Here is a 12,060-nt window from a genome sequence, read left to right as displayed (position 1 = left end):
GGTATCGGTACCGGCTCAGGCGAGGTCGGGCAGCCCGACTCCGAGCTGCGCGAAGGCCGACTCGGCCACGGCGACCGCCTCGGGGCAGAGGTCGTCCGCGCTGCGGCCGGTGCTGATCTGCCGCCAGTTCTCCTGCCCGAGGATGCGCTGGACGGCGATGATCTGCCCGGCGGCCAGGCGCGCCTGAACGCCACCGCCGCCACCGCTTCCACCGGCTTCGCCGCCGAGGACCGCGGCCAGCGCGGCCTCGTCCCGCTCCCCATGGGCGTACAGGCGCGCCACCAATGACGGCGTCGCGTACAGCAGCTGGTGGAAGGCGAGCACATCGGCCTCGTCGTTCAGGCCGGTCACCGGATCGCGCCGGGCCAGCCCGTCCAGGAAGTGGCGGCGCAGCGCCTCCAGCGGAGAGCATCCGGCCGGGCGCTGTGCGACCACCCTGCCGGCCTCCCCCTCGTGGTCGGCCAGCCGGTGCAGGACCAGATCCTCCTTGGCCGGGAAGTACCGGAAGAGCGTCGGCTTGGAGATGTCGACGGCTGCCGCGACATCAGCGACGGTCACCTGGTCGAAGCCCTTCTCCAGGAAGAGCCCGATGGCCGTGTCCGACAACCGTCGGTACATCTGCTGCTTCTTGCGCTCGCGCAGTCCGCCCGTTCCACCCATGCCACGGAGCCTACGCAGTGGCGCCGGCACTGCCACTGCCGGTGCGGGACACGGCGTCGCGGGAGCGGGCGGACCCGCACGGACGCCGTCAGGGCCGAAGGGAGCGGCGACCGCTTCACCCCGGCGCGGGGGGCGTGGCCTGACGTGACACCGCTTGCGGCCGGCCCGGACGGTGGACGAGTGCGGTCAGGAGCCGGACGAGGCCGCGGCCCTCCCCCGCCGCTCGCGTCCGCCCTCCAGCCGGAGTTCGCGGCCCTGCCATCGGCGGCGCAGCCAGCGGTCGTGGCTCGCGACGACGATCGCGCCGGGTCCGGGCCCCAGCGCCTCCTCCAACTCGTCGCACAGCACGGGAGAGAGGTGGTTGGTGGGTTCGTCGAGCAGGAGCAGATGCGGCGGACAGGCCACCAGGAGGGCCAGCGCGAGCCGTCGGCGCTGGCCCACGGACAACCGTCCCACCGGTTGGTCCCAGTCGGTCTCGTGGATCAGCCCGAGCGCGCCCAGCGGGACCGTCTCGGACCGCTCCGGACCCAGCGACAGCGCGTAGGTGTCCCGTACGGTGCGGTCGGGCCGCTCGAAGACGGTGTCCTGGGTGAGCAGCCCCACCGTCAGTCCGCGTCGCCGGTGCACCTCGCCCGCGGCCGCAAGACGCCCGGCCAGCACGGCGAGCAGAGTCGACTTGCCCGTCCCGTTGCCGCCCGTGACCAGCAGCCGGTCGTTCGCCGGCACCTCCAGGCTGTCCAGCGTGAGCCGGCCGGGCACCCGTACGTCCCGCAGGGACACCAGCGGCCGCGGTCCTTCCTCGGCCGGCGCGGCCAGATCCCCGGGCGTGAACCGCAGGGGGCGCGGCGGCGCGGCGACCTGGGTGCGCTCCAGCTCGTCCAGCCGCCGGACGGCGTTGCGCACCCGGCGGGAGATCTGGTTCTGCACCCGGCCGGCGCGGTGGCCGTACCCCATCTTCTCGTTGTCGGTACGGCCCCGGTCCGGCGCGACGCGACGGGCGGTGACGCCCGCCGAGCGGCGCAGTTCCTCCCGTTCCTGCTGTTCCTCGGCGAACCGGCGTTCCCAGCGTCTCCGCTCCGCCTGTTTCTCGGACAGGTAGGCGCTGTAGTCGCCCCCGTAGCGGACCGGGCCGTCCACCGCCGGATCGAGGTCGATCAGGTCGGTGCAGACCGCGTCGAGGAACGCCCGGTCGTGGCCGGCGATCAGCACGGTCCCGGGCTGGCCGCGGACCTGCTCCTCCAGGAAGGCGGCGGCATCGTCGTCCAGGTGGTTGGTCGGCTCGTCGAGGAGCAGCGCGGAGGGGCGCCGTACCAGCAGCGCGGCCAGGGCCAGTCGGGCACGCTGCCCGCCGGAGAGCGATCCGAGCGCGCGGTCGTGCCCGACCGTGCCGAGGCCCAGGCCGTCCAGCACCAGCGCTGCGCGGCGGTCGGCGTCCCAGGGTGGCCGGGATCGTCCTCCGGCGCGCGGGCCAGCCGCGCGCCGAGCAGGTCCAGCTCGGCGAGGTCCTCGCGGGCCTCGCGCAGCGCCTCGTCCAGCACCGCGGCGACGGTCGCCTCCGCGTCGTACGGCATCTCCTGGTGCAGGAAGCCGAGGTCGCCGGGGCGGGTGACGCTCCCCGCGTCGGGTTCCTCCACACCGGCGAGCGTCCGCAGCAGGGTCGACTTCCCGACGCCGTTCTCTCCGATCAGGCCGATGCGGTGGCCGGGGGCCGCGGTCAGGGAGACGCCGTCGAGGACGCGGCGGCCGCCCAGGGTGCGGACGAGGTCATGGGCGAGCAGGGCGGGCTGGGGCACAGGAATCCGTCCAAGGTGATCGGTGGTCGGCCCGCCGGGCGCACGGCCTCGGGCGCGGGCCACGGCACACCGCGGCTCACACCGCGGGCGCCGCCGTCTCCGTCAGCACCCCGTCCGCCAGCCGCAGCCAACGGCTGGTCCCGATCTCCGCGAGGAAGCGCTCGTCGTGGCTGACCACCAGGAAGGCGCCCTGGTAGGAGTTGAGCGCGCTCTCCAGCTGGCCCGCGCTGACCAGGTCGAGGTTGTTGGTCGGCTCGTCGAGCAGCAGCAGATGGGGGGCGGGGTCGGCGCACAGTACGCAGGCCAGGGTGGCGCGCAGTCGTTCGCCGCCGGAGAGCACCCCGACCGGCAGGTGTGCCCGCGGGCCGCGGAAGAGGAAGCGGGCGAGCAGGTTCATCCGCTCGGCCTCGGGCCGCTCGGGGGCGAACGCGGCGAAGTTCTCCGCCACCGTGCGGTCCAGGTCCAGCAGGTCCAGGCGCTGCGACAGGTACGCGATCCGGCCGTCGTTGCGGTTGATCTCCCCGCTGTCCGGAGCCAGGTCGCCGGTGATCAGGCGCATGAGGGTGGACTTGCCCGCGCCGTTGGGTCCGGTCAGGGCGATGCGCTCGGGCCCCCGGACGGTCAGGTCGACGCCGCCCGCGTCGAACACCTCCGTGCCGCCGAGGCGCACCCGCAGCCTCTCGCCGAGGAACAGGTTGCGGCCGGCGGGCACCCGGGTGTCGGGCAGTTCGAGGGTGAGGCGCTGCTCGTCGCGCAGGGCGCGTCCGGCCTCGTCCAGGCGGGCCTGGGCCTCGCTGACCCGGGAGGCGTGCGTCTGCCCGGCCCGGCCCGCGGACTCCTGGGCGCCCCGCTTCATGTTGCCGGCGAAGATACGGGGCAGACCGGCGTTCTTCAGGTTGCGGGCGGCGTTGCTCGCACGGCGCTCGGCGCGTTCGCGGGCCTGCTGCATCTCGCGCTTCTCCCGCTTCAGCTCCTGTTCGGCGTTGCGGACGTTCTTCTCGGCGACCTCCTGCTCGGCGCGGACGGCCTCCTGGTACTCGGTGAAGTTGCCGCCGTACAGGCGCAGTTCGCCGCTGCCGAGTTCGGCGACGCGTTCCATGCGGTCGAGCAGCGCGCGGTCGTGGCTGACCAGGAGCAGGCAGCCGGTGAAGTCCGACAGCACGTCGTACAGCCGGTGCCGGGCCCCCGCGTCGAGGTTGTTGGTCGGCTCGTCGAGCAGCAGCACGTCGGGGCGCTTGAGCAACTGGGCGGCGAGTCCGAGGGAGACGGCCTGGCCGCCGCTGAGCGTGCTCAGGCTGCGGTCCAGGGCGAGGTCGGTCAGGCCCAGGCGGTCGAGCTGGGCGCGGGTGCGCTCCTCGATGTCCCAGTCGTCACCGATGGTGGCGAAGTGCTCCTCGCCCACGTCCCCGGACTCCACGGCGTCCAGGGCGCGGATCACGTCGGCGACGCCGAGCACCTCGGCGACCGTGAGGTTCCCGGTCAGGGGCAGGCTCTGGGCCAGGTAGCCGAGGGTGCCGCTGACGGACACCGAGCCCGCGGCGGGTCGCAGTTCGCCGGCGACCAGCTTCAGCAGGGTGCTCTTGCCGGAGCCGTTGGGGGCGACCAGCCCCGTGCGGCCCGGCGTCACGGAGAAGGACAGGTCGTGGAAGACCTCGGTGTCGTCGGGCCAGGCGAAGGAGAGGTTCGAGCAGATGACGGCGGCGTCGGACATGGAAGGGACCTCGGAGACACAGAGGGCAGAGCATGGACCTCTGCCCTGGGCAGACGTGGGAGAAATGGGTACGACGAAGCGGACCACCTCAGCAGCGCTTCCGAGCGCCGGCCGGTGGCCGTCAGATCCGATCTCACCCGGAGATGTCGTCTTCACCCACCACGTCTGTGACTCCTCGATGGACGGTCTACCTGTCCGGAAAGCCTAACAGGTGGTCTCACCCGCCGGCCCGGCCGCCGGTGCGGCCTCGTCAGCGGGACGGCCATCGGCAGCGGACTCGTCCGCTGGATGCCGAACGCCGACGACGACGAGCGCCGTGCGGGGACCGGCAGGCTGGGTTACGGCGTCGGCGCCGCGTTGGGAGCGGTGCTCGGGTACCGGGCCGGCACGACCGGCATCGACCGGCCGCCGCCGGCGGGCTTCTTCGGCGGGCTCGCCCTGGGTGCCGTCGTCGGGCTCACCGTCTCTCCCTGCCCGGCACGCACTCACCGGGGAGCTTCACCGGCTACGACAGCACGTGGTACGTCGACGGGCGCGACCCTGCGAGTCGCGGGCGGAACTCCGCCACCGATGCGTCGGCCGGGTACGTCGAGGAGAGCGCCGGGTTCTTCAGACCGGATGTCCCCGGGACCGCAGCCAGCGGTGCACGGCGTCCTTGTCCGCCGGGGTGATCCGTACGTCGCCCTCGACGTACGGGCCCTCGTCCTCGTTGAACGCCGTGTCCGTGACCCGGGCGGTGACCCACGTGGCCAGGTCCTGCGCGGCCTGGGATGACAGGGAGCCTCGTTCCCAGCCGGCGCGGGCCTCGCCGGCCGCGTCGCGGTCATGGCGTTCGGTCTCCGCGAGCCAAGCCCGTACGAGCCGCTCCACGGTCCCGCGCCGCTGATCGCCGGTCTTCTGCGGGTTGCTGTCGTCCATGCCGCACGAGTGCCCAGACCACGGCGCCGCCTCCCCTCTTCCTCCGAAGATGCCGTCACAGCGGCCCTCGGACCGCGGCCGCCGGGCCTGCCCCTGCGCCGCCCTCACTCCCGGTCATGCGTTCGGCAGGCCGGGGAGCCACGCACCGCGGAGTCCGCGGGGCCGGCCCGTGTCAGCTCTGCACGGCGAAGAAGTGCAGGGGCGTGTTCGGCTCGAAGCCGATCCGTGGGTACACGGGTGCTCCGGCGGCGGTCGCGTGCAGCGTGGCGCGGGTGAGTCCGGTGGCCCGGGCGCCCTCGTACAGGGCCTTGCGGGTCACCGCCTCCCCGTACCCCCTGCGTTCCCACCGCGGGTCCGTGGCCACCAGGACGACGAAGAGCCGGCCGTCCGCTGCCACGGTGCCCGCACACGTCACGGGAACGCCGTCCCGCAGGCCCAGGTAGGCGTGCACCTCCGTCTTCCACAGCGCCGAGCCCACGAGGCCGTCACGGCCGTCCTCCAGGGGCATGCCGTACGCGCGCGCGTTGATCTCGGCGTAGGCCCGCAGGTGCTCGTCCGTGCCGACCCGCACGAACGTCAGGTCCGGGTGCGCCGGTGCGGGGACGGGCAGCAGGTCGCCGGCCATGCCGGTGCCCGAGAAGGCGTGCGCCAGACCGGCCCGTCCGGCCGCCTCCCTCAGGGTGCCGCGCGCCTCGGCGCCGATGAGGTCCTCGAACACCCACAAGTAGCCCGCGCGTCCCTTCGCCCGCATGATGTCGGCCGCCTGGCCCAGCCGCTTCTCCGTGAGGCCCGCGTCCGCCTCGGCGTCGGTGAGCGTCACGCAGTTCCAGAAGGCGAACCGGGACTCCGCCCAGCGCACCGCGATGCCCGGCAGGTCCCGGACGTCCGCGCCCGGATCCCGGTCGAGCACCATGGCACGCCAGACCGTGGCGAGCTGCTCCATCGATTCGACCGCGTCGGCGAGACTCCGCGTCACCCTGACTCCTTAACTCGTCCAGCCGGTAGGGCACATGTCTACACGCCGACAGCCCTGACCGTCGCGCCCGTCGGCCGGAGTTCACCCGGACCTCGACGACGTCCTCAGCGCAGGGTCAGGGGGTCGCGGTGGTGGCATGGGACGGTTCTCCGGGTTGCGGACGTAGTAGAGGCCGGTGATGCGGGCGTCCTCGACACGGAGTGCCAGGACGCCGTCGACCGCGCCGTCCAGGCGGACGAGGAACGCCGGGTTGCCGTTGACCACGGCCGGTTCGGCGGTGAGTCCGCCGGCGATCTCATGCAGGCCGCCGACGAACATACGGGCCACCTTCTCGGCGCCGGTGACCGGCCGCAACGCTGCGTGCTCGACGCCGCCGCCGTCGCTCACCAGGACGACCCCGGGGGCGAGCACGTCGAGGAGGACCTCGGGGTCACCGGTTTCGATCGCGCGCCGGAACGACTCCAGGACCGCCCCCGTCTCACCGGACGCGACCGCCCGTCGCGGGCGGCGGGCGTCGACGTGCCGGCGGGCGCGGTGCGCGATCCTGCGGACGGCCACGGGGCTCCTGCCGACGGCGGCCGCGATCTCGTCGTGGCCGACGTCGAAGACCTCACGCAGGACGAAGACCGCGCGCTCGGTCGGCGACAGCGTCTCCAGGACGAGCATCAGCGCCATCGACGCGCTCTCGGCGAGCTCGGCGTCCCGGGCCACGGCCGGCGCGGTCAGCAGCGGCTCGGGCAGCCAGGGGCCGGCGTACGCCTCCCGGCGGCGCTGGACGGTGCGCAGCCGGCCGAGCGCCTGCCGGGTCGTGATGCGGACCAGGTGGGCGCGCCGGTCGCGCACCTGTGCCTGGTCCGCCCCGACCCAGCGCAGCCAGGTCTCCTGGAGGACGTCCTCGGCGTCGGCCGCCGATCCGAGCATCTCGTGGGCGACGGTGAAGAGGAGGTCGCGGTGGGCGAGGAACGTCCCGGTCGCCCGGTCGGTGGCGGCGTCGCTCATCCCTCGGGACCTCTCCTCGTCCTGCGCGGTCGGCCCCGGCGGCCGACCGCTTGCGCGTGCGTCCACCGCGCGGTCCTCGCGGCACGTTCCGGTCAGGCCGTCCGGTCGGCGGCGGCCGGTGCCTCGGCGCCCTTGGCCCGCAGCATCAGCCGGCGCCTGGTCACACCTCCCGGCATGCGGTGCAGGCTGTACGAGCCCGGCTTGTGCGCCTCGTGGGCCAGGTGCCGGGGGATGGACTTGCAGGCGATCTCCTTGAGGCCGGCGGCCAGCCGGTCGCCGATGTGGAACCCGACCGCCACGTCGGACCTGTTGGCGAGCTGGTAGACACCGGCCTGCCGGCCCAGGCTGACGCACTGGGCGTAGATCGCCTGGTGGATGGTGTCCGGCTGCTCGCCCGCCAGCCGGCTGAGCACGGTGTCGGCGGCCCGTGCGCCCTGCGGCATCGCGGTCTGGCAGCTCATCCGCTGCGGCAGGTCGGAGGGAGCCGCCGCGTCCCCGGCCGCGACGATGCGCGCGTCGTCCACGCTCGTCAGCGTCTCGTCAGTGAGCAGGCGGCCCACGGCGTCGGTGCTCAGCCCGCTGCGGGCGGCCAGGTCCGGCACGCCGAAACCGGCGGTCCAGACGGTGACCTGGCTCGGCAGCTCACGGCCGTGGGCGAGCCGTACGGCGTCGCGGGTCACGGCCGTCACCTTGGCGTCGGAGCCGTCGACGACCGTCACACCGAGCTTGGCCAGCCGCTTGGCGACGGCGCGTCGGCCGCGGGTGTGCAGGTACGGGCCGAGCACGCCGCCGCAGACCAGGGTGACCGTGCGGCCGGCCTCGGCCAGCTCGGCGGCGATCTCGATGCCGGTGGGACCGGCGCCGACCACCGTCACGGGGGCCGTCGCGGGCGTGGCGTCGAGGACCGGGCGCAGCCGCTGCGCCTCCTCCAGGGTGGCGATGGGGTAGGCGAACTCGGCTGCCCCGGGCACGCTCGGTTCGGCGCTGCCGCTGCCCACGGCGTAGACCAGGTAGTCGTAGTCGAGCGTGCCGGCGGCCGCCAGTGTCACATGGCGCCCGGCCGCGTCGATCCGGGTCACGGTGTCGACCACCAGGCGGACACCGTCGGCCAGGACGTCCTGGTAGGCGCCGACCGCGTCGTCGGAGCCGCCCACCAGCTGGTGCAGGCGGACGCGGTGGACGAAGTCCGGGCGCGGGTTGACCAGCGTCACGGTCACGTCGGCGCGCTGCGTCAGCCGGTTCGCGGCCATCACGCCCGCGTATCCGCCGCCGATCACGACCACGTCGGTGCTGTCGGTCATGGTGCCTCCTCCGTTGTCAGGTGTGCGGCATCAAGACTCCGCGTAGGCGGTCGGCGTGACAGGACGTGACTCAGATCACTTCTCGGCGTCGTCCGCGGCCTGCTTCGCCTCGTCGGAGCTCTCGCCGGCGGCGATCGAGCCGGCGTGGGCCCTGTCGGCGGCGGTCCGGGCGCTGATCGCCGCGTTCGCCGCGGACCGGGCCGAGACGGTGGCCTGGTCGGCCCTGTCGCCGGCCCGGCGGCGCGCGGCGCGGGCAGCCGGGGCCGCGTTCGCGGCGGGCCACTCGGCGGGACGTCGTCGGCTTCCGGGAGCGCCTGTGCGGTGGGGAGGTCGATCAGCTCCACGAGGATCCGGGGGCAGGAACGGGCGTGGCGGCTGTCGAGCAGACGGGCGGCGCCCTGCCGCGGCCACCCGCCCGCCCCGATGCCGATGCCCGACTCCGCCAGCAGGTCGGCGGGCGCGCCGGTCACCGTCTCGGCGACCCTGACCGGCGTCGACGGCCACACAGTCGTCTTCGACGTCGAAGCCCACGACGCCGCCGCCGTCCTCAGCGGACAGCACAGCCGGGCCCTGGTCAACCGTGCCCGCTTCACGCGACGGCTCGCCCCGCGTCCGGACTCCACCGGCCGGCAGACGCCGGCACCCCCGCACATGCCGTCGTGCGGTCCCGCCCTGAACACACCTCGGTGCAGGCCCGCCGGTACAGCGGCACCGAGCGAAGAGCGGGGCTGCTCGGTGCCGCGGACCAGCGAGGTCACCGGTAGTTCTGGGTGATCTGCTTGTACTCGGTGAAGTCGTCGAGGCTGGCCACACCCCCGAGTCGTCCCAGGCCGCTGTTCTTCCAGCCGCCCTCCTCCGACTCGACGGCGAGGTTGGCCCAGCTGTTGACGGAGATCAACCCCGCGTGGAGCCGCTGGGCGACGCGCAGCGGACGGCGCGCGTCCTGGCTCCACACGGAGGCGCTCAGACCGTACTCGGTGTCGTTGGCCAGCGCGATGGCTTCGTCCTCGGTGCGGAAGCGCTGGGCCACCTGCACGGGACCGAAGACTTCCTGCTGGACGACGGGGAGAGAGGAATCGGTCACCTCCAGCAGGGTGGGGTGGTAGAAGGCACCGCCGGCCAGCCCCGGGTCGGTGGCCGGTCCGCCCCTGACCAGTGCTGTGGCGCCGCCCGCGAGGGCGTCCTGAACCATCGCGTCCACGCGGGCCACGGCGGCCTTGTCGATCATCGGGCCGATCTGGCTGTCCGGGTCGGCCGCCGGGCCGAGCCGGACCTGGCTCAGGCGCCGGGCCAGTGCTTCCAGGAAGCGGTCGGCGATCTCGTCCTGGACCAGGACGCGGCTGCCGGCCATGCAGAACTGGCCGGCGAACACCGTGCAGGAGTGGACCACGGTCTCCAGGGCGGCGTCGAGGTCCGCGTCGGCGAACACCAGGTGCGGGTTCTTGCCGCCGAGCTCGGCACCGACCCGCTTGAGGGAGGCCGCGGCGTTGCCGAGGATCACTCGTCCGACGGACGTGCTGCCGGTGTAGCTGATGACCGGAACCTGCGGGGAACTCACCAGGTGGCTCGCTCCCCCGCTGCCCGACTCGATGAACACGTTGACCAGGCCGCGCGGAAGCTCTTCCACTCCGGCCAGGATCTCCGACATCACGCGGGCGGTCTGGGCGGCCTGGGCCGGCATCTTGACGACCGCGCCGCACCCGGCGGCCAGGGCCGGGGCCAGTGAGCGCACCGACAGATAGGCGGGGGAGTATCACGGTGTGATGATTCCGGCCACGCCGACCGGTTGGCGGATCGACATGGTCTGCTGGCCGGGCTTGGCCCCGGTCACCCTGCCGAAGCTCTGGACGGCCAGTCCCGCGGCGAAGCGCAGAGCACGCGGGATGAAGTGCACCTCGTAGGCGGCTTCGTTGCGCAGCTTGCCGTTCTCCCGGCAGAGGGTGTCGACCAACTCGTCGGTGCGCGCCTCGTAGGCGTCGGCCAGGCGGTGCAGTGCGGTGGCGCGGTGCATGGCGTCGTCCCGCCAGTCACTGTGCTCGAAGGCGTGGACGGCTGCCTGGATCGCGGCCTCGGCGACCTCCTGTCCGCCGTCGGTGTAGGAGCCGATGATCTCGCCGGTGGCGGGGTTCGTGCTCGGCGATCCCGGGCTCTCGGGGGCGGCCCATTCGCCGTTGATCCAGTGCCGCGCCTGCGCGAGCTGGGTTTCCATGCGTGCATCTCCGTTCTGGTGGGTCTGTGGGACCGGGTCGGGTGAGGGGGTGCGGCGGCCGAGCCGCGGTCAGAGGCGCAGCAGCGCTTCCGCGTTCTCGCCGGCGATCTTCCGGCGGTCGGCCTCGCTGATCGGTGCGGTCCGCAGGAACCGCGTCGCGGTGGCCATGTCCTCGAAGGGGTAGTCGGTGCCGAAGAGGATGTGGTCCGCGCCCAGGGCGAGCAGGGCGCAGAGCAGGGGCGGTGCGTCGAAGACGCCGCTGGTGGTGATGTAGAGGTTGTGCCGCAGGTACTCCGAGGGGTTGCCGCGGGCGAGCTCTATGCCGTGGTGGTCGTGGAACGCCCACCGCGAGTCCAGCCGCCACAGCACGTAGGGCAGTCCCTCGCCCATGTGGCCGACCAGCAGCTTGGCGTCGGGGAAGTCGTCGAAGACCCCGCCGAAGATCAGCCGCAGCACGTGTGAGGCGGTGTCCGGACCCCAGCTCCACATCGGGCCCGCCATTTCCGGGTGGCCGGACAGGACGTGCGGGGTGTCCACGCCGTTGGCCGGGTGCAGATAGAGCGGGACGTCGAGACCGGCGGCCCGTTCCCACACGACGCGCAGGGCGCGGTCGTCCAGGTAGCGGCCCTGCGTATGGGCGTTGACCAGTGCGCCCCGCAGGCCCAGTTGGGTCACCGCGCGCTCCAGTTCCTCGGCCGCGGCCCGGGGGTCCTGCAACGGGAGGGCGGCGAAGCCGGAGAAGCGGGTGGGGTGGTCGGCGATCACCGAGGCCAGCAGGTCGTTGACGGCGGCAGCCTCTCGCACGGCGACGGCCGGGTCCGGCTCGGCCTGGAGGCCCGGCGAGTTCAGCGAGAGCACCTGGAGGTCCAAGCCCGCGGCGTCCATCGCCGGGAGCCGCTCCTCGGTGAGGTCCAGCAGCAGCCGCGAGGCCGCCGCCCAGGCGCGGGGCTGGGCGATCGAGGCCGATCCGGCGCCGTAGGCGGCCAGTCCGGGAGTGACGAAGTGTTCTTCGAGGCCGATCGTGCGCATCGTGGCTCCTCTGCCATGGCGGGCTTCACTCATACGTGGTGATGTCACGGGCGGGGGAAGGCGAGCCGCCTGGTCGCGGCGGAGGGGACTCGGGCTTCCCGGAAACGGGCGGGACGTCGCAGGGACGGCCCGCGGTCGCGGCATGGGGAAGCGCGGAGCCGAGGCCGGGTTCTGTGACGGGACGTGACCCGGCTGTCGGCGTGCCGACCGGACAACGACCGTCCGGCCGGCTTCCGCGGGACACGGGACCGGGCTGCTGAGGGCTCGCCGGGGCGCGCCCGTCAGCGCGGTGCCGGACCAGGTGGTGTCGGCCGTCCGCGACGGTCAGGGGCGCTTCACAGGCCCAGCAGGCGTGCGGCGTTCTCGTGGGCGATCTTGCGCTTGGCCTGCTCGGGGAGATCGGCCTGTGCGAAGAAGGGCAGGACGCCCTCGTTCCCGGCGAAGGGGTAGTCGACCGCGAAGAC

Annotated in this window: 9 protein-coding genes and 2 pseudogenes; 1 reads left to right on the top strand and 10 read right to left on the bottom strand. The window is 73.5% G+C overall.

Features of this window, described 5'->3' with window-relative positions; translation table 11 throughout:
* Positions 1-15: 15 nt before the first annotated feature.
* The 7 genes and pseudogenes from ACFF45_RS24190 to ACFF45_RS24160 all read right to left on the bottom strand — a co-directional run bounded on the left by ACFF45_RS24190 (position 16) and on the right by ACFF45_RS24160 (position 8,358).
* A complete protein-coding gene (locus ACFF45_RS24190) occupies positions 16-660 on the bottom strand; it encodes a TetR/AcrR family transcriptional regulator (RefSeq protein WP_381348551.1) in 645 nt (214 codons plus the stop codon).
* A gap of 186 nt (positions 661-846) precedes the next feature.
* Positions 847-2,453 (bottom strand): annotated as a pseudogene (locus ACFF45_RS24185) (ABC-F family ATP-binding cassette domain-containing protein).
* Between the two features lie 76 nt (positions 2,454-2,529).
* Positions 2,530-4,164: a ribosomal protection-like ABC-F family protein gene (gene abc-f / locus ACFF45_RS24180; protein ID WP_381348550.1), complete on the bottom strand. Its 1,635-nt coding sequence runs from the start codon at positions 4,162-4,164 to the stop codon at positions 2,530-2,532.
* 609 nt (positions 4,165-4,773) lie between these two features.
* Positions 4,774-5,082 (bottom strand): hypothetical protein, encoded by a 309-nt coding sequence (locus ACFF45_RS24175; protein ID WP_381348549.1) that lies wholly within the window; start codon positions 5,080-5,082, stop codon positions 4,774-4,776.
* Positions 5,083-5,254: 172 nt separating this feature from the next.
* On the bottom strand, positions 5,255-6,025 hold the full coding sequence (locus ACFF45_RS24170) for a GNAT family N-acetyltransferase (protein WP_381348589.1): 771 nt from the start codon (positions 6,023-6,025) through the stop codon (positions 5,255-5,257).
* Positions 6,026-6,139: 114 nt separating this feature from the next.
* Complete coding sequence (locus tag ACFF45_RS24165; RefSeq protein WP_381348548.1) at positions 6,140-7,057, bottom strand: RNA polymerase sigma-70 factor; 918 nt, start codon at positions 7,055-7,057, stop codon at positions 6,140-6,142.
* A 92-nt stretch (positions 7,058-7,149) separates the two neighbouring features.
* The gene (locus ACFF45_RS24160) at positions 7,150-8,358 is read right to left on the bottom strand and encodes an NAD(P)/FAD-dependent oxidoreductase (RefSeq protein WP_381348547.1); all 1,209 of its coding nucleotides are present in this window, start codon (positions 8,356-8,358) and stop codon (positions 7,150-7,152) included.
* Between the two features lie 429 nt (positions 8,359-8,787).
* Here ACFF45_RS24160 and ACFF45_RS24155 point away from each other — a divergent pair, with 429 nt between their 5' ends.
* Positions 8,788-9,132 (top strand): thioesterase family protein, encoded by a 345-nt coding sequence (locus tag ACFF45_RS24155; RefSeq protein ID WP_381348546.1) that lies wholly within the window; start codon positions 8,788-8,790, stop codon positions 9,130-9,132.
* On the opposite strand, the pseudogene ACFF45_RS24150 reads toward ACFF45_RS24155, so the two are convergent.
* The 3 genes and pseudogenes from ACFF45_RS24150 to ACFF45_RS24140 form a co-directional block, all read right to left on the bottom strand.
* A pseudogene (locus tag ACFF45_RS24150) lies at positions 9,113-10,567 on the bottom strand (aldehyde dehydrogenase family protein). The gene ACFF45_RS24155 and the pseudogene ACFF45_RS24150 sit on opposite strands and share 20 nt — an antisense overlap.
* A gap of 69 nt (positions 10,568-10,636) precedes the next feature.
* On the bottom strand, positions 10,637-11,596 hold the full coding sequence (locus tag ACFF45_RS24145; RefSeq protein ID WP_381348545.1) for an amidohydrolase family protein: 960 nt from the start codon (positions 11,594-11,596) through the stop codon (positions 10,637-10,639).
* A 335-nt stretch (positions 11,597-11,931) separates the two neighbouring features.
* Positions 11,932-12,060 (bottom strand): amidohydrolase family protein (locus ACFF45_RS24140; RefSeq protein ID WP_381348588.1); only part of this gene is annotated, 129 nt, incomplete at its 5' end.

Origin of the sequence: Streptomyces cinereospinus, from assembly GCF_042430725.1 — a bacterium.
GTDB lineage: Bacteria > Actinomycetota > Actinomycetes > Streptomycetales > Streptomycetaceae > Streptomyces > Streptomyces cinereospinus.
This window is presented reverse-complemented; position numbering and strand designations above follow the sequence as displayed.